Below are 15,988 nucleotides of genomic sequence, written 5' to 3' on the forward strand. Positions count from 1 at the left end.
CCCCGGGAGGCGCATGTCGGCCGAGCCCAGGAGGCGCGGGTCATGTGGCCGCACCACCTCCCGACCTCGCACGGTGGTCCGAACACGCCCCTCCGCAAGAACCGGAGGGCACCTTCCGACCACTCAGCCCTGGCGGGCGACCGCGCGATCGGCCTGCTCGCGCGTGAGCTCGGTGAGCCCCCCGCAGTTGCTGCACTGGTTCGTGTATCGCGATCGGACGGTGAACAGCGGCACGAAGAACAGCGTGAACCTCGTCGCGAGCTTCTCGACGCGCTGCGGCACGTTCTTGTCGCAGTAGCCGCAGATGAACACGACGGTCACGAGCAGGGTGCGGCGGACGGACGTGCCGAAGAGGAGGAACATGCCTCGACCGTAGTCCGCCCCGATGTCACGACCCCGACGGCTGCATCGGGTGCGCCGCGACCCACGCACGCACGCCTCCAGCGTCCGGCATCCGGCACGAGGCGCGGGCGGGGAGGCGCGGGGCCGCGAGGCCGGCCGCCTGGGCGACGGGTGTTGCGTGATCGTGACGACCCACGCCTCCTCGGCTTGATAGCGTCGGATGATGGGGACGACGACGCGACTGTGGCAGGGGTTCATCGGCGGAGCGGCGGCGGTGATGCTGCTGGCCGGGTGCACGGCAGGAGGTGCGGGTGACGGCGCATCCGCCGGCCCCACCCCCACGGGCGGCGGCGACTCCAGCCCGTCGGCCGACCCCTCGTCCTCGTCGACGCCGTCCTCCGATGCCGGCGGCGCCTCGGCCGAGCCCGTGACCGAGGTCGGTCTCGACTGCGCCGGCCTGCTCGACTCCGCTACAGTCAGCGCCGTGCAGGGCGAGTGGGTGTCGCAGGACTACTACGCGCGGGCCGACGCCGAGCCCTCCGACTACGCGGTCGCCCAAGAGGGCGGGATCGTCTGCACGTGGAACAACGGCCGGGCCTCCGACGGCAAGAACAATCCGATCCCCCGCAGCGGCTACACGGGTCTGCTGGTGCAGGTGCTGCCGCACGCCGACGAGCAGTACGCGCAGCTCGTGGCGACGTACGACGGCGACCCCGGCCTCGACTGCTTCGGCAACATGAGCGTCGAGAACCAGAGCCTCGCCGGCTGCACCTTCGACACGCTGATCGACGGCACCTGGGTGAGCCTGCTCGCGACGGGCCTCGACGTGCCCGAGGGCAGCACCTCCGAGAAGGTGATCGACCCGATCGTCCGCGAGATCACGGATGCCGTGACGGCAGCCGACGTCTCCGACGAGCCGTGGCCGCTCGGCGGGGCGCTGCCGAACTGGACGTGCGACGTCGACCAGCCCTACGACGCGGCCGCCCTGGGACTCGACGGCGAGACCCGCATCGAGCTGGCCGGGGGCGGCTACTCGGTGTACGCGGCGGCCTGGCAGCGCGCCCAGGCGTCGAACTGCTTCACGGCGCTCGACGGCGCCGGCGCCCCGCAGACGTCGATCATCGAGGAGAGCGCGCTGGTCGGCGGCGCCTGGGCTCTCGACCAGCGCCTCGCATTCGGGCACGTCGACCCGGCGTCCGAGGTCGAGGTGACCGGTCTCGCCGAGGGCGACCGCGCCTACCGCACCTGCGCCGAGACGTGCATCACCGACCTGGTGCTCGGCGACGACTGGGTGCGCCTGAGCGTGAACCCGGTCGCGATCCCCGACGTCGAGGCCACCAGCGTCGCGCTGACCGAGCAGTACGTGGCGCGCGCGGCGGCGTAGGCGCGACGGCGGCTGCCTGGACCACCGGCACCTCCTCGTCCAGACTGGAGCGCATGGCACCCCGGATCACCGACGCGACCACCAAGACCGGCATCGTCATCGTCGGCTACATCGCCGTGTTCATGCTCGGACTCACGTCGGCCCTCCTGGTGGGAGGTGTCGGCGGCACCATCGCGAGCGTCGCGCTCGCTCTGGCCGTCGTGCTGTTCTGCGCCCGCACGTTCCGGGCCCCGGGCGAGCCGATCGCGCCACCCCGCCCCTGGTGGAAGCTCACGGGCGGCCGCACGTCGGGTCTCGTCGTCGGGGGCCTCTGCGTGCTGCAGGTCGTCGGCCAGCTGGCGTCGGCACGGGTGTCCGACGGGGCCGGCTGGAGCCTCCCCGCCGCGCTGCTCTACACCGTGCTCGCCGCGGCGTTCGTGCACTCGGCCCTGCGGCAGCCGGCCCGCCGGGCCGCGCCCGACGCGTAGCGGAGAAGCCCGGACCAGACCCTGAGCGGTACGGGCCGGAGCTGGAGAGGGACCGGAGCCGAGGAGGCGCGAGACGGTCGATGGAGCGAGTGACGGGAATCGAACCCGCGCTACCAGCTTGGGAAGCTGGAGTTCTACCATTGAACTACACTCGCGTGCCGCGTCGGACGCGGACCAGTCCACTATAGCGACCCGCGCCTCCTCGGCCGCTCCGAGCATCGGACGCCTGCGGATCGAGTGGTCGGAAGATGACCTGCACTCCCCCGCGACGAGCATGTTCCGACCACTCGAGGCAGGGGCGCGCGACTAGTGCGGCCCGACGCCGACGATCCGCAGGTCGAGCGACGGCTCGAGCAGGTCGGGCTCGAGAGCCAGCCGCCCGAGGAGGCTCTCGGCCACGTCGCGGGCGACGCGCGGCCCGGAGGCCTCGTCGCTCACGGCGATGTCCAGCGTCACACGGGTCTCGGCCCGCGACGCGACGATGCCGACGATCGGCGCCGAGGGCCCCGTCGCCGGCGAGTCCGAGCCGATCCCGCCCACGCCCCCGTCGCCAGCCGAGTCGCCGTCGCCTCCGTCGCCCCCGCCGACCACCGCGGTCAGCCCGTCGACCGCGCGCCGCATCGCCGTGCCGAACCCCGGGCGCGCCTGCACGCGCACCACGCCGGGCGTCTCGGCGGCGAGCGCCCCGAGCTCGGTGGCCAGTCGTGACAGCTGCCGATCGTCCATCACAGACCTCCGTCGTGTTCGTCGTCGAGCTGGTGCACGTCGCGCACGGTCACGTCGACGCCTTCGACGACGAGCTCCGTCTGCTGCTCGAGGTGCCGCACGACCGCGAGACGGACCTCGTCGGCGAGCGGCTGCACCGCCACGCCGTAGAGGGCGCTGATGGCCACGTCGACCGTCACGATCGCGTCGGGCTGCGCGACGTCGCCCACGATGGCGCACGAGATGACGAGCGCCCCGTCGACCGCGTCGCCCGCCTCGCGGATCAGCCCGCGCACGGCCCCCTCGGTGATGTGGAGGGTCGTCCGCTCGTGGGTCGAGGTGAGCGGGATCTCGCGACCCGAGCGGGACTCGAGGCGCACCCGGCTCATGACGTCGGCGATCCACGACGGGGCCGGGGCGGGCGTCGCGGCGACCTCGTCGCTCAGCAGCTGGTCCGAGACGCCGCGGAGCCGTCGCAGCGCGTTGAGCTGGGCGAGCGCAGACGGGTCGTCCTCGATGAGGGGGTCGTAGGGCTGCCGGCCCTCGTCGAGGTAGTCGGCGATGCGCTCGAGGCTCACACCGTCGTCGGGGGCGGCGTCGACGGCTGCGTCGAGCTCGGCCTCCGCATCGGCCGTCGTCACGGCGTCACCGGCGGCGACGGCGCGGTCCGGGTCGAGCCCCTGCGCGAGGGCGTCCGCCGTCGCGTCGGCGCCGGCGGTCGACGGGGTGGTCTCGGCGGGATCCGAGGAGGCGCGGGTCGGCCCGCTCTCGTCGCCGTCGTACCCGGAGGAGCGGGTCGGGTCGTCGCTCATCGCCAGGCCTCCATCTCTCGGGTCAGTGTCTCTCGGGCCCGGGCCAGCAGGCCTCGGACGGCGGTCACGGACGTCCCCAGGGTCTCGGCGATGTCGGCGTACGACTCGCCTCCGACCTCGCGGAGCGTCCAGACCTGGCGTTGGGTCTCGGGCAGACGGCGGAGCGCCTGACGCAGCCCCGACATCGCGTCGCCGGTGACGACGGCCCGCTCGGGATCGTCCCGGCCGCCCGGCTCGCTCGGCAGCTCGAGCTCGTCGACGTCGCTCGCGGGGCGCCGCGACCGCACGAGGTCGAACGACTTGCGCGACACGATGCGCATCATCCAGCCGCGCACGGCGGCCGGCTCCGACAGGGTCGGCAGCTCACGCCAGATGGCGATCGACGCCTCCTGCACGGCGTCGTTCGCGTCGGCGCGTGAGCTCGTCAGCCGGGTCGCGTAGGCGGTCATGAGACCGAGGTGCCGGCGGAGCAGCTGCTCGAAGGCCCTCTCGTCGCCCTCCGCGGCGCGGGACGCGAGCACGGCATCGGCCGCATCGGACAGGTCGACCGCCACCGCGCCTCCTCGGCTGTGTCGGGGCGAGGGCACATCGCTGTGACCCGACGCCCGGTGCTCCGGTAGAACGGAGCGGGACAGGGAATCCGGACGGGCACCGTGACGATGTCGCCGCCGAACGCGTCCTGCAGACGACTAAACCACGAAACCACCGCGCACACCGACAGTCAGGACACTCCATGAGCGACATGACCCCCACCACCCTCACGACCGGCCCCTCGGCGGCCTCCCTCTCGGGCGCCGGCTCCGGCGCGGCCTCCGGCGCCACCGGCCGCACGGTCATCGCCGACGCGGTCGTGGCGAAGGTCGCCGGCATCGCCGCCCGCGACGTCCCCGGCGTGCACGCGCTCGGCGGAGGCGCCGCTCGCGCGTTCGGCGCCCTCCGCGACGTCGTCGGCAGCCAGGACCTCGCCCAGGGCATCCGCGTCGAGGTCGGCGAGACGCAGGTCGCGGCCGACGTCACCATCGTCGTCGAGTACCCACTGCCGATGAGCGAGGTCGCCGACCAGGTCCGAGCGGCCGTCGCCGCCGCCGTCGAGCAGCTCATCGGCATGGAGGTGGCCGAGGTGAACGTCGCCATCGTCGACGTGCACATCCCCGGCGTCGACGATGACGACGAGACGACCGCTCCCGCCACGACCCGCGTCCGCTAGGCGGCCCGCGAGCGCGTCAGCGCGTCAGCGCACGGCGAGGAGGATCTTGCCGCTGTGCTCGCCCGTCGCCATGCGCTCGTGCGCTGCGGCGGCGGACTCGAGCGGGAACACGCTGTCGAGCACCGGGCGCACGTCGCCGCGGGCCACGAGCGGCCACACGTGCTCCCGCACCTGCGCCATGATCTCGCGCCGCTCCTCCAGCGGACGGGCGCGCAGCGTGGTGCCCCAGATGCGGGCGCGCTTCGCCATCAGCGCGCCGACGTCGATCGTGGCGTCCCGGCCGCCCTGGGCGGCGATCACCATGATGCGACCGCCGACGGCGAGCGCCTCGACGTCCCGGGCGAGGTAGTCGCCGCCGACCAGGTCGAGCACGACGTCGACGCCGCGCCCGTCGGTGAGCTCGTCCACGACGGCGACGAAGTCGTCGCGCTTGTAGTCGATGCCGCGGTCGGCGCCGAGCTGCTCGCAGAACTCGACCTTGTCGGGGGTGCCGGCGGTGGCGTAGACGGTCGAGCCGAGCGCCTTGGCCATCTGGATCGCGATCGACCCGACGCCGCTCGATCCGCCGTGGACGAGCAGGGTCTCGCCGGGCTGCAGCTGCGCGTTCATGAACACGTTCGACCAGACGGTGGCGACCGCCTCGGGCAGACCGGCCGACTCGACGAAGTCGAGGCCCTTGAGGTACGGCAGCACGAGCCCGGCGTCGACGGCCACCCGGTCGGCGTAGCCCCCGCCGGGCAGCAGCGCGACGACGTGCTCGCCCAGGGAGGCGCTGGTCACCTCGGAGCCGATCGCCACGACGGTGCCGCTCACCTCGAGCCCCGGCCAGGCGGGCGCACCGGCGGGCGACGGGTAGTGCCCCTCGCGCTGATTGACGTCGGCGCGGTTGACGCCGGCCGCGGCGACGTCGATGACGACCTCGTGCGGCCCGGCGACGGGCTCGGGCACCTCGCTGACGATGAGGGCGCGGGGCCCTCCGGGCACGGGGACGGTGACGGCACGCATGACCCCATCCTCCTCCAGACCCGGCGACGCCGTCGTCGCGGTGGCTAGAGTTGCCGGGTGCTGCTCTCCGATCACGACATCAAGCTCGAGCTCGACGCGGGCCGCATCGGCCTCGACCCCTACGATCCGACGCTGATCCAGCCATCGAGCATCGATGTGCGGCTCGACCGGCTGTTCCGCCTGTTCGACAACCACAAGTACCCGTTCATCGACCCGGCGGTCGAGCAGCCCGAGCTGACCCGCCTGGTCGAGACCCCCGCCGACGAGCCGTTCATCCTGCACCCGGGCGAGTTCGTGCTCGGCAGCACGTACGAACTGGTCAGCCTGCCCGACGACGTCGCCGCGCGTCTCGAGGGCAAGAGCTCGCTCGGCCGACTCGGCCTGCTGACGCACTCGACGGCCGGCTTCATCGACCCCGGCTTCAGCGGCCACGTCACGCTCGAGCTGTCGAACGTCGCGACCCTGCCGATCAAGCTCTGGCCGGGCATGAAGATCGGCCAGCTCTGCTTCTTCCGGCTCAGCTCGCCGGCCGACCACCCCTACGGATCGAGCGAGTACGGCTCGCGCTACCAGGGGCAGCGCGGCCCGACCGCGAGCCGCTCGGCGCAGTCGTTCGTGCACACCGACGTCAGCCGCTAGCCGGTCGGCGTCGCCCGCTGACGGCGTCGAGCCGAGGAGGCGCGGCGCGGCTCTCCGCCGCCCCTCTCGAAGAGAAGGGGGGCGCGGGGAGAAACCCGACATCTCAACCCGCGCCCCCGTGACTCGCGATCCTGAACCGGTCATCGCGAGGCGTAGTCATCTTCTAATGGATCCTCATCTTTCGCGACCGCCTGGACGCAGAACGAATTAGCAGGACGACGGGCGAAGATCAATCCCCTTGCAGCACCGTACGCGCCGGGATACGACGCACCGTGACGTCAGGACTCGAGCGTCTCGCGCGGCGAACGGCCGTAGGCCGCGAGGTAGATCGCCGAGAACCGTCCGGCGTGGGCGAAGCCCCAGCTCGCGGCGATGCCCGCCACCGTGTGACCGAGCGTCGGGTCGCCCGCCACGAGGTCGCCGTGCGCCGCGCGCAGCCGCGCCTGACGGAGCTCCGCCATCGGCGTCGTGTCGAGGTGCTTCCGGAACGCCAGCTGCAGCCCGCGCGGCGTCAGCCGGGCCGCCTCGGCGATCTCGACGACGCCGATGTCGTCGTGGGCGTGCTCGTCCATGAAGGCCATCGCGCGCCGCACCGTCGACGGCAGCTGCCGCCCCTCGCCCCGGTGGTCGAGCGGCACCGCCGTCGTCGAGAAGCCCTCGACGAATGCGGTGACGAGGGTGCGGAACGCTGCCGTCCGCACGAGCGGACTCGACATCGCGGCGTCGTTCTGCACGAGCTGCCGCAGGTGGGCGGTCACCGACCGCCAGTGCTTCTGATGCGACGCCGAGACCATGCTCATCGACGTGAGGTGCAGACCCCGGGGGGCCGCGAGCCCGAGCGAGGCGAGCTCCTTCTCGACGGAGTCGCGGTCGATCATGATCTGCGACAGCTCGAGGTGATCCCACTGGGTGTCCTTCACGCGCTTGCTCGAGAAGGCGATCGTCGAGCCCGACTCGCCCCGCACCTCCTCGACGCCGTCGGAGACCGTGACCCGTCCGCCGACCACCGTCGCGATGCTGAAGTACGGGATGGGGTCGCTGATCGTGCGGAGGACGCCGCCGTACTCGAGGTGCCCGACGGCGAACCGCGGCTCACCCGTGACCGAGCGACGGAACCGGAAGGAGTCGCCGGGCGCGCCCGCGTCGAGCGACTGCAGTTTGTAGACCCGGTGCAGTATCTCGTGCGCCACGGCAGGGTCTGCTGTCTCGATGCTTCGGACGCGGGGATCCGCGAAGGGGTTCGGCGACATGGCACTCGGCCCGGTTCGGGTGATGGCCCGTGCGAACAGGGTCCTGGCCCGCACGAGCTCGTCGACCTGATCCGTCGACTGGCCGAAGGCTACCCCGGATCGGGCTCGGAGCGTAGCGTCGCCGCCATGGACTACAGAACTCTCGGAAACAGCGGCGCCTCCGTGTCGGAGCTGACACTGGGCACCATGACCTTCGGCGCAGAGGCCGACGAGACCACCTCGCACGCTCTCCTGGACGCCTTCGTCGCAGCCGGCGGCACGCTCGTCGACACCGCCGACGTCTACAGCGCGGGCGTCTCGGAGCAGATCATCGGACGATGGCTGGCTCAGCACCCCACCGAGGCGGCCCAGGTCGTGCTCGCCACGAAGGGTCGGTTCCCGATGGGAGACGGCCCCAACGACGTCGGGCTCTCGCGCCGCCACCTCGCGACCGCCCTCGACGCCTCGCTGACCCGGCTCGGCGTCGAGCACGTCGACCTCTATCAGATGCACGCCTGGGATCACCTCACCCCCATCGACGAGACCCTGCGCTTCCTGGACGACGCCGTCAGCGCGGGCAAGATCGGCTACTACGGCTTCTCGAACTACCTCGGCTACCAGGTGACGAAGGCCGTCGGCCGCGCCGCGGCGCTCGGCTTCGCGCCGCCGGTGACACTGCAGCCGCAGTACAACCTGCTCGTCCGCGACATCGAGCACGAGGTCGTCCCCGCCTCGCTCGACGCGGGCATCGGCCTGCTGCCCTGGTCGCCGCTCGCCGGCGGCTGGCTGAGCGGCAAGTACACCCGCGACCAGGCCCCCACCGGCGCCACGCGCCTCGGCGAGGACCCGAAGCGGGGCATGGAGGCCTGGGAGGCGCGGAACGCGGACGAGCGAACCTGGAACGTCCTCGACGAGGTCACCTCTATCGCCGCCGCCCACGACGCGTCGGCGTCGCAGGTCTCGCTCGCGTGGCTGCTCCGCCAGCCCGCGGTGACGTCGGTGATCCTCGGCGCCCGCTCGGTCGAGCAGCTCGACGACAACCTCGGCTCATCGGACGTCGCGGTCGCGCTGACCGACGACGAGGTCGCCCGCCTGTCGGCCGCGAGCGCGCCTCGCATCGACGACTACCCGTACGGCACCGCCGGCGTCGCGCAGCGCGACCGCAGGCTCGCCGGCGGCCGCTAGCCGCTCGCGCAGGCTCGCCGCGCCGCGCCGCGCAACACCCCGTTTTCAGCGCTACACCCGCATCCTTCGGGGTGCCGCGCCGAAAACGGGGTGTCGCGCCGGGCGGCAGCGCGCTGCACCCCGTTTTCCGCGCTAAACCGGCATCTTTCGGGGTGCCGCGCCGAGAATGGGGTGTCGCGCTGAGCGGCGCCAGCGACGGCGGCGGGCGCGGCGGCGGCGGCAGCGGCGGCGGCGCGGCTCAGCGGTGCAGCGAGCGGGTGGCGCCGACGCGACCGCGGGCGATGCGCACGGCCACCGTCACCACGAGCACGACGAGAGCCGCGATGATCGCCGCGACGCCGGCCACCGTGTTCTCGGGTTCGCCGAGGAGGCGGCCCACGGCGATCCACGACAGGCCCCAGCTCAGCGACAGGGCGGGGGCGATGCGTCCGCGCCCGGCGAAGGCGATCGCGACGCCGACCAGGGCCGCGATGCCGAGCACCACCGCCGACCAGAAGCCGGCCGGCAGACCGAAGCCGTCGAAGCCGGCGTCGACCAGACCGGCGGCGATGTTGGCGACCGTGGCGACGCTGACCCAGCCGAGGTAGAGGCCCATCGTGCCGTCCGTCACGACGGCGTCGACCCAGCCGCCCGAGGCGGTGTGGAAGCAGATGACGAAGATGCGCGCCAGCACGAGCAGCAGCGCGACGATCACGGCCGCGCCCAGCCAGACGCTGCCGAGCTGCACGGCCGCGAAGAGCCAGCCCGCATTCAGCAGCATCGACGCGGCGACCCAGTAGCCCAGGCGGCGGTGGCGCGTGACGGCCCGCTGGCGCGGCAGGGCCTGGTAGACCGCGTAGGCGATCAGGCCGAGGTAGATGACGCTCCAGATGCTGAACGCCGTCGTCGCCGGGGCGACGGTCGTGGCCGTGGCGCTCAGCGCGCCGCCGGCCGCGTCGGACACCGAGACGCCGCCGAACGCCCCCGAGCCGAAGGCCGCGAGGGCGACGGCGACGAGGGCGCTGACGAACACGACGATCTGACGGACGACGTCGGCGCCGGTCGCGGGCGAGGCGGTGTCGTCGGGGGTGCTGGTGCGGACGCGGTTCTCGGTGCTCATGCGATGAACGCTAGTCGCGCCTCCCGCCGATTTCTCTTAGCAACTAAAACGATCAGCGACCTGTCAGGCGGCGGGCTTCCAGCGGCGCAGCAGCTGAGCGTTCAGCGCGACGATCACCGTCGACAGGCTCATGAGCACCGCACCGGCCGCAGGCGAGAGCACGAAGCCCACGCCGGCCAGCACACCGGCGGCCAGCGGCACCGACAGCACGTTGTAGCCCGCACCCCAGACGAGGTTCTGGATCATCTTCCGGTAGCCGACCCGCGACAGCGAGATCACCGAGAGCACGGCCCGGGGGTCGTTCGATGCGAGCACCACACCGGCCGACTCGACGGCGACGTCGGTTCCCGCCCCGATCGCGATCCCCACGTCGGCGCGGGCCAGGGCCGGGGCGTCGTTGACCCCGTCGCCGACCATCGCCACCCGCTGACCGCGCTGCTGCAGCTCGGCGACGCGGGCGTCCTTCTCGTCGGGGCGCACCTCGGCGAACACCTCGTCGATGCCGAGCTCGCGCCCGACGGCCTCGGCCACCGGTCGCGCGTCGCCCGTGATCATCGCGACCCGCACGCCCGCGTCGTGCAGCCGACGCACGGCCTCCGCCGACTCGGGGCGCACCTCGTCACGCAGGGCGAACGCCGCCTCGACGACGCCGTCGCGCACCAGGTACAGCACCGTGGCGCCGTCGTCGGACCACGGGCCGGTCGCCGCGGCGATCTCCTCGGGCACCGGGTGGCCGCCGTCGCGCAGCAGACCGGGGCCGCCGACGGCGACGCGGACGCCGTCGACCGTGCCCTCGACCCCGCGGCCCGTCGAGGTGCGGAAGTCGCTGACGACGACCCGCGCCTCCTCGGCTCCCGCCTGAGGCGACTCGGCCGCGGCGCGGACGATCGCCCGAGCCAGAGGGTGCTCGCTGTCGCGCTCGACGGCGGCCGCGAGACGGAGCGCGGCGTGCCGACGGTCGTCGGACGAGCCGGAGGCCGAGGAGGCGGTCGTCACGTCCGTCACGACGGGCTCGCCCCGCGTGAGGGTGCCGGTCTTGTCGAACAGGACGGTGTCGACCAGACGCATGCGCTCGAGGGCGAGGCGGTCCTTCACCAGCACGCCGGCGCGGGCGGCGCGCTCGGTCGAGATGGCGATGACGAGGGGGATCGCGAGACCGAGTGCGTGCGGGCAGGCGATGACGAGCACGGTGACCGTGCGGGTGATCGCCTGGTCGACGTCGCCGATCAGCAGCCAGACGAGGAACGTGATGACGCCGGCCCCGGCCGCGAACCAGAACAGCAGGGCCGCCGCACGATCGGCGAGGGCCTGCGCCCGCGACGACGACGCCTGCGCCTCGGCGACCAGTCGCCGGATGCCGGCGAGCGCCGTCCCCTCGCCGACCGCCTCGACCCGGACGCGGAGGGTGCCGTCGGTGGCGACCGTGCCGGCCACGACGCGGTCGCCGACGCTGCGCGTGACCGTGCGCGACTCGCCCGTGATCATCGACTCGTCCACGGCGGCCCGGCCGTCGACGATGCTGCCGTCGGCGGGCACGCGTCCCCCCGAGCGGACGAGCACGACGTCGCCGATCTCGAGCTCGGCGATCGAGACGGATTCGGTCTCGGCTGCGGCGGGGTCGGCTGCGGCCGCCTGGGCGGCTGGGGCGGGCGCTGCTGCGGGGGCGGCGGCGGCCGTGGGGGCGGCGGCGGCCTGACCGGCTGCGGCCTGACCGGCGGGGGCCTGGCCGGCTGACGCGGCGCTGACGACGCGTTCGGCGCTGTCGGGCAGCAGGGCCGCGAGGGCGTCGAGCGCTCCGGAGGCGGCGCCGAGGGCCCGCATCTCGATCCAGTGGCCGAGCAGCATGATGACGACGAGGAGGGCGAGCTCCCACCAGAAGTCGAGGTCGAGACCGCCGATGCCGAGCTGGGTCGCCCAGCTGGCGGCGAACGCGACGGTGATCGCCATGGCGATGAGCAGCATCATGCCCGGCTGCTTGGCCCGGGCCTCGGCGACCCCGCCGCTGAGGAACGGCCAGCCGCCCCAGAAGAAGAGGAACGTGCCGAGGACCGGCGAGATCCAGGTCACTCCAGGGAGATCGGGCATGTCGTAGCCGAGCAGCCCGGCGAACATCGGGCTGAACACGATCACGGGGATCGCGACCACGAGACTCACCCAGAACTTGTCGCGGAACTGCGCGGCGTGGTCGCCGTGGCCGCCGTGGCCGTGGCCCGCGTGACCTCCGTGACCCGCATGCGCGTCGTGACCCGCATGCGCGTCGTGACCCGCGTGCGCGTCATGATCGGCATGCGCGTCGTGACCGGCGTGCGCGTCGTGACCGGCGTGCGCGTCGTGACCCGCGTGCGCGTCGTGACCGGCGTGCTCGTCGCGACCCGCGCCTCCTGCGGTCTCGGCGGGGTGGGTGCTGTGCTCGTGCCCGGAACTCATACGCATACCCTAGGGGGGTATCCACGAGACCGCCAGCCCCGGTGCCACGAGCCGAGGAGGCGCGGCGCGGTCAGCCTGCAGCTCCCGTCGGTCAGCCCCCGACCGGTGGCCCCACCACGAGCAGAACGACGAACACGACGACGACGCCCACGACGAGCAGACCGAGGGCGAGCCAGAGGTGGCCGAGCATCCAGCGCAGCAGACGGTCGAGCGGTCGGCGGTCGCGGGGGTCGTCCGTGGCGACGCGTCGCCAGTCGCCGCGGAGTCGGCCGGAGCGGTCGATCCAGCGCTCCACGGGGAGCGACGCGTAGGGAACGACGGCGCTCGCCAGCGCCGCCAGCGTCACCCCGGCCGACCACCGCTGGTTCACCGCCACGACGACCCCGGCGACCAGGTACGCGAGGAACACGAAGCCGTGGATCGGCCCCGCGATGCTGACCGGCCAGTCGCCGACCCGGGCGACGTACTTGAGCAGCATGCCGCCGATCAGCAGCGACCAGGTCACCACCTCGGCGACGGCGAACGAACGGAAGAGGGTGCGAGGCGACACGAGTTGCTCCTGATGAAGGGGCCGACGGGGTACGGCGTCCATGCTCGCAGCCCCGGCTGAGCGGTCGCCCGCGAGCGATGTCCGGCCCGCGGCGACCTTGCCGGGCCGGGCACCGCTGCGACACTGCTGGGCAGACCCCGAGGAGGCGCGGTGCAGGGCGCCCACGCCGCCGGCGCGGGCGGTCCCTGAGTCCCGACCCGCGCCTCCTTGGTTGCATGGGGGCATGACGACACTCGCGATCATCGGAGCAGGCAAGGGGCTCGGCGCTGCCGTGGCCCGACGATTCGGCCGGGAGGGCTTCAGCGTCGCGCTGATCTCACGGCACCAGGGGCGGCTCGACGCGCTGGCCGCCGAGCTCGGCGCCGACGGCGTCACGGCGCAGGGCTTCACCGCCGACGTGCGCGACCCCGCGAGCCTCGCGGCCGCGCTCGAGCAGGCGACCGAGCAGCTCGGGCCGATCCAGGTGCTGCAGTACAGCCCTCTGCCGCAGAAGGACTTCATGCGCCCCGTGCTCGAGACGACGCCCGCGGACCTCGTCGGGCCGATCGAGTTCTCGGTCTACGGACCCGTCGCGGCCGTGCACCAGGTGCTGCCGGGCATGCGGTTCCTGCCCGGGGGCGGCGGCACGATCCTCTTCGTCAACGGCGGCTCGGCCGTGACCCCCGGCAAGAACCTCACCGGCACGTCGATCGCCTTCGCCGGCGAGACCGCGTACGCGCAGCTGCTGCACGAGGTCCTGGCCGACGAGGGGATCCACGTCGCGCAGCTGATCATCCCCGGCGGCATCGACCCGCAGAGCGAGGGCAAGAACCCCGACGCCCTGGCCGAGCTGCTCTGGCAGCAGCACGTCTCGCGGAGCACCTTCCGCACCACCGCGCCCGAGGCGTAGCCCGCCCGGGTGCGCCGGGCCGGGCCTGCCCGGCCCGCCGCACTGCCGCGCTGCCGCGCTGCCGCGCTGCCGCGCTGCCGCGCTGCCGGCGCTGCCGGCGCTGCCAGCGCTACACCCCGAAAACCGCCCCACACCCCGAGAAATGAGGGTGCGGCGCGGTTTTCGGGGTGTGGCGCGGCCGTGCGGGCCGCCGCGCTGCCGACGCCCCGCTGCCGCACTTGCCGCACTGCCGCACCGACGCGCTCCCGCGCTGCCGGCGCCACACCCCGGAAACCGCGCCACACCCCGAGAAATGAGGGTGCGGCGCGGTTTTCGGGGTGTGGCGCGCCTGCGCAAGGCCGCAGGCCGCAGGCCGCCGGCCGCAGGCCCTGCGGGCTACACGCCTCCGAAGCGCTCGGTGCGGACGCGGGTCGGCGCGTGCCCGAGTTCGATCAGCCAGCCCGCGACGGCCTCGACGAACGAGTTCGCACCGCAGACGTAGACCAGCGGGTGCTCGGCCGCGGGCAGCACGAGCGACTCGAGCTCGTCGCGGGTCAGGCGTCCGGCCGGCCGGCCGTGCCCGTCGGGAGCGACCCGGCTGTAGACCCAGTCCACCGTCAGCCCGCCCGTCCGACCCCCGACGGCCGAGACCCCGACGGCCGAGACCCCGGCGGCCGAGACCTCGGCTGCCGAGACCCCGACGGCCGGGACCCCGGCGGCCGGGACCCCGACTCCCGAAACCGCGGCGGCCGAAACCCCGACGGCACGGGCCGAGGAGGCGCGCACGGCCTCGTCGAGCTCGCCGACGTACCACCGCGCCCCGGGGTCGCGCACCGAGGCGAGCAGACGCATCGGGGGTGCGTCCTGACCTCGCACCCGCACCATCGCCATCAGCGGGGCGAGCCCCGACCCTCCGGCGATCAGCTGCACCGGCACGTCGGGCAGCGGCGTCGCGCCCGGCGGCTCCGGCAGCACGGCGTGCACCGCGGAGTCGGGCTCGAACTCGGTCGGCGGCCAGACGAACCAGCCGCCGATCGGGCCACGGACCTCGATCGGGTCGCCGGGCTCGGCCGCGTCGACCAGATAGGGCGAGACCTCGCCGTCGTCGAGGCGCTCGACGGTGACCTCGATCTGCGGGACCGGACCCGCGCCTCCTGCGCCTCCCACGCCTTCCGCGCCTCCCACGCCGTCGGACGCCGCGGGCACCGCAGGCACCGCAGGCACCGCAGGGACCGCGGGCACCGCGGAGGCGCGGACGTCGCTCAGCGAGTACGACCGAACGGCCGTGTAACCGTCGTCGGCGGTCAGCCGCAGGTCGACGTGCTGGCCGGCTCGCGCGGGGCGGAGGCCGGGCACCGCGAAGGTCAGCGACCGGGCCCCGGGCGTCTGCGCGACCGACGAGACGATCGAGGCGGGCAACCAGGCGTACGGGTCACCGACGGGGCCGGCCTCGCCTGCCCCGCCTGCCCCGGTGGACGGCTCGCTCACGCGTAGCGCTCTTCCTTCCAGGGGTCGCCGTGGGGGTGGTAGCCCATGCTCTCCCAGAAGCCGCGGCGGTCGGTGGCCATGGTCTGGAGGCCCTGCAGCCACTTCGCGCTCTTCCAGAAGTAGAGCCCGGGCACGAAGAGCCGGGCGGGTCCGCCGTGCTCGGCGTGCAGCGGTGCGCCCTCGTACGTGTCGACGACCCAGGCCCTGCCGCCGAGCAGCTCGGTCAGAGGCAGATTCGTCGTGTACCCGCCGTGGCTGGTCGCCATCGCGTACTCGTGCTGCGTCTCGAGGCCGTCGAAGAGGGTGTCGAGCGAGACCCCGCTCCAGTGGGTGCCGAGCTTGCTCCAGCTGGTGACGCAGTGGATGTCGGTCTCGATGTCCTCGTGCGGCAGCACCTGGAAGTCCGACCAGCTCAGCGAGCGCTGGGCCGTCTCGGTCGCGATCTGCAGCTCCCAGCGCTTGATGTTCGGCGTGGGGCCGGCGGACAGCACGGGGAACCCGTTCTCGAGGTACTGCCCCGGGGGGAGGCGCGGGTCGGCTGCGCGCCGCCTGCCGAGCCCGCTGAATCCGGCCATGGTGCG

Annotated in this window: 17 protein-coding genes and 1 tRNA gene; 6 read left to right on the forward strand and 12 right to left on the reverse strand. The window is 73.4% G+C overall.

Annotation, left to right across the window (positions count from 1 at the left end; translation table 11 throughout):
* Positions 1-123: 123 nt before the first annotated feature.
* Complete coding sequence (locus ASF89_RS15800) at positions 124-363, reverse strand: zinc-ribbon domain-containing protein (protein ID WP_055810954.1); 240 nt, start codon at positions 361-363, stop codon at positions 124-126.
* 202 nt (positions 364-565) lie between these two features.
* Here ASF89_RS15800 and ASF89_RS00150 point away from each other — a divergent pair, with 202 nt between their 5' ends.
* Together ASF89_RS00150 and ASF89_RS00155 are read left to right on the forward strand one after the other, a co-directional pair.
* On the forward strand, positions 566-1,726 hold the full coding sequence (locus ASF89_RS00150) for a hypothetical protein (protein WP_156463255.1): 1,161 nt from the start codon (positions 566-568) through the stop codon (positions 1,724-1,726).
* Between the two features lie 53 nt (positions 1,727-1,779).
* Positions 1,780-2,193, forward strand: a complete 414-nt coding sequence (locus ASF89_RS00155; protein WP_055810960.1) for a hypothetical protein — start codon at positions 1,780-1,782, stop codon at positions 2,191-2,193.
* Positions 2,194-2,274: 81 nt separating this feature from the next.
* Here ASF89_RS00155 and ASF89_RS00160 read toward each other — a convergent pair.
* From ASF89_RS00160 to ASF89_RS00175, 4 genes are all read right to left on the reverse strand, one after another.
* A tRNA-Gly gene (locus ASF89_RS00160) sits at positions 2,275-2,348 on the reverse strand.
* A 151-nt stretch (positions 2,349-2,499) separates the two neighbouring features.
* Positions 2,500-2,919: a hypothetical protein gene (locus ASF89_RS00165; RefSeq protein WP_055810962.1), complete on the reverse strand. Its 420-nt coding sequence runs from the start codon at positions 2,917-2,919 to the stop codon at positions 2,500-2,502.
* Positions 2,919-3,710 (reverse strand): Asp23/Gls24 family envelope stress response protein, encoded by a 792-nt coding sequence (locus tag ASF89_RS00170; protein WP_055798724.1) that lies wholly within the window; start codon positions 3,708-3,710, stop codon positions 2,919-2,921. Before ASF89_RS00170 ends, ASF89_RS00165 begins: the two co-directional genes overlap by 1 nt.
* Entirely contained in the window at positions 3,707-4,264 is a 558-nt protein-coding gene (locus ASF89_RS00175) for an RNA polymerase sigma factor (RefSeq protein ID WP_235483935.1), read from the reverse strand. The genes ASF89_RS00170 and ASF89_RS00175 overlap by 4 nt, the downstream gene beginning before the upstream one ends.
* Before the next feature lie 179 nt (positions 4,265-4,443).
* On the opposite strand from ASF89_RS00175, the gene ASF89_RS00180 reads away from it, so the two are divergent.
* The gene (locus tag ASF89_RS00180; protein WP_055810968.1) at positions 4,444-4,917 is read left to right on the forward strand and encodes an Asp23/Gls24 family envelope stress response protein; all 474 of its coding nucleotides are present in this window, start codon (positions 4,444-4,446) and stop codon (positions 4,915-4,917) included.
* A 24-nt stretch (positions 4,918-4,941) separates the two neighbouring features.
* Here the strand turns inward: ASF89_RS00180 and ASF89_RS00185 are convergent, their stop codons facing one another.
* The gene (locus tag ASF89_RS00185; RefSeq protein ID WP_055798733.1) at positions 4,942-5,922 is read right to left on the reverse strand and encodes an NAD(P)H-quinone oxidoreductase; all 981 of its coding nucleotides are present in this window, start codon (positions 5,920-5,922) and stop codon (positions 4,942-4,944) included.
* 57 nt (positions 5,923-5,979) lie between these two features.
* Here ASF89_RS00185 and dcd point away from each other — a divergent pair, with 57 nt between their 5' ends.
* The gene (gene dcd, locus ASF89_RS00190) at positions 5,980-6,561 is read left to right on the forward strand and encodes a dCTP deaminase (protein ID WP_055798737.1); all 582 of its coding nucleotides are present in this window, start codon (positions 5,980-5,982) and stop codon (positions 6,559-6,561) included.
* Positions 6,562-6,839: 278 nt separating this feature from the next.
* Here dcd and ASF89_RS00195 read toward each other — a convergent pair whose 3' ends face one another.
* Positions 6,840-7,751 (reverse strand): helix-turn-helix domain-containing protein, encoded by a 912-nt coding sequence (locus tag ASF89_RS00195; RefSeq protein ID WP_055810971.1) that lies wholly within the window; start codon positions 7,749-7,751, stop codon positions 6,840-6,842.
* A gap of 186 nt (positions 7,752-7,937) precedes the next feature.
* On the opposite strand from ASF89_RS00195, the gene ASF89_RS00200 reads away from it, so the two are divergent.
* The gene (locus tag ASF89_RS00200) at positions 7,938-8,975 is read left to right on the forward strand and encodes an aldo/keto reductase (protein ID WP_055810976.1); all 1,038 of its coding nucleotides are present in this window, start codon (positions 7,938-7,940) and stop codon (positions 8,973-8,975) included.
* 238 nt (positions 8,976-9,213) lie between these two features.
* Here the strand turns inward: ASF89_RS00200 and ASF89_RS00205 are convergent, their stop codons facing one another.
* The 3 genes from ASF89_RS00205 to ASF89_RS00215 all read right to left on the reverse strand — a co-directional run bounded on the left by ASF89_RS00205 (position 9,214) and on the right by ASF89_RS00215 (position 13,051).
* Entirely contained in the window at positions 9,214-10,074 is an 861-nt protein-coding gene (locus ASF89_RS00205) for a TspO/MBR family protein (protein WP_055798747.1), read from the reverse strand.
* A gap of 63 nt (positions 10,075-10,137) precedes the next feature.
* Positions 10,138-12,501 (reverse strand): heavy metal translocating P-type ATPase, encoded by a 2,364-nt coding sequence (locus tag ASF89_RS00210; protein WP_055810979.1) that lies wholly within the window; start codon positions 12,499-12,501, stop codon positions 10,138-10,140.
* A gap of 91 nt (positions 12,502-12,592) precedes the next feature.
* Positions 12,593-13,051 carry a DUF3817 domain-containing protein gene (locus ASF89_RS00215; RefSeq protein ID WP_235483937.1) on the reverse strand — a complete coding sequence of 153 codons (459 nt, stop codon included), beginning with the start codon at positions 13,049-13,051 and terminating at the stop codon, positions 12,593-12,595.
* A gap of 223 nt (positions 13,052-13,274) precedes the next feature.
* Between ASF89_RS00215 and ASF89_RS00220 the strand changes: the two genes are divergently transcribed.
* Positions 13,275-13,940 (forward strand): SDR family NAD(P)-dependent oxidoreductase, encoded by a 666-nt coding sequence (locus tag ASF89_RS00220; protein ID WP_055798758.1) that lies wholly within the window; start codon positions 13,275-13,277, stop codon positions 13,938-13,940.
* A gap of 375 nt (positions 13,941-14,315) precedes the next feature.
* Here the strand turns inward: ASF89_RS00220 and ASF89_RS15900 are convergent, their stop codons facing one another.
* Together ASF89_RS15900 and ASF89_RS00230 are read right to left on the reverse strand one after the other, a co-directional pair.
* Positions 14,316-15,407 (reverse strand): hypothetical protein, encoded by a 1,092-nt coding sequence (locus tag ASF89_RS15900; protein ID WP_055810984.1) that lies wholly within the window; start codon positions 15,405-15,407, stop codon positions 14,316-14,318.
* On the reverse strand, positions 15,404-15,982 hold the full coding sequence (locus ASF89_RS00230; protein ID WP_055810987.1) for a molybdopterin-dependent oxidoreductase: 579 nt from the start codon (positions 15,980-15,982) through the stop codon (positions 15,404-15,406). Before ASF89_RS00230 ends, ASF89_RS15900 begins: the two co-directional genes overlap by 4 nt.
* Between the last annotated feature and the right edge of the window lie 6 nt (positions 15,983-15,988).

The organism is Frigoribacterium sp. Leaf172 (genome assembly GCF_001424285.1).
GTDB lineage: Bacteria > Actinomycetota > Actinomycetes > Actinomycetales > Microbacteriaceae > Frigoribacterium.

Bases quoted from the DNA above. Each gene is read 5' to 3' on its own strand.
- ASF89_RS00205 (WP_055798747.1), bottom strand. From the start codon at position 10,074: ATGAGCACCGAGAACCGCGTCCGCACCAGCACCCCCGACGACACCGCC.
- ASF89_RS00150 (WP_156463255.1), top strand. From the start codon at position 566: ATGGGGACGACGACGCGACTGTGGCAGGGGTTCATCGGCGGAGCGGCG.
- ASF89_RS00165 (WP_055810962.1), bottom strand. From the start codon at position 2,919: ATGGACGATCGGCAGCTGTCACGACTGGCCACCGAGCTCGGGGCGCTC.
- ASF89_RS00155 (WP_055810960.1), top strand. From the start codon at position 1,780: ATGGCACCCCGGATCACCGACGCGACCACCAAGACCGGCATCGTCATC.
- ASF89_RS00170 (WP_055798724.1), bottom strand. From the start codon at position 3,710: ATGAGCGACGACCCGACCCGCTCCTCCGGGTACGACGGCGACGAGAGC.
- ASF89_RS00200 (WP_055810976.1), top strand. From the start codon at position 7,938: ATGGACTACAGAACTCTCGGAAACAGCGGCGCCTCCGTGTCGGAGCTG.
- ASF89_RS15800 (WP_055810954.1), bottom strand. From the start codon at position 363: ATGTTCCTCCTCTTCGGCACGTCCGTCCGCCGCACCCTGCTCGTGACC.
- ASF89_RS00220 (WP_055798758.1), top strand. From the start codon at position 13,275: ATGACGACACTCGCGATCATCGGAGCAGGCAAGGGGCTCGGCGCTGCC.
- ASF89_RS00210 (WP_055810979.1), bottom strand. From the start codon at position 12,501: ATGAGTTCCGGGCACGAGCACAGCACCCACCCCGCCGAGACCGCAGGA.
- ASF89_RS00185 (WP_055798733.1), bottom strand. From the start codon at position 5,922: ATGCGTGCCGTCACCGTCCCCGTGCCCGGAGGGCCCCGCGCCCTCATC.
- ASF89_RS00180 (WP_055810968.1), top strand. From the start codon at position 4,444: ATGAGCGACATGACCCCCACCACCCTCACGACCGGCCCCTCGGCGGCC.
- ASF89_RS00230 (WP_055810987.1), bottom strand. From the start codon at position 15,982: ATGGCCGGATTCAGCGGGCTCGGCAGGCGGCGCGCAGCCGACCCGCGC.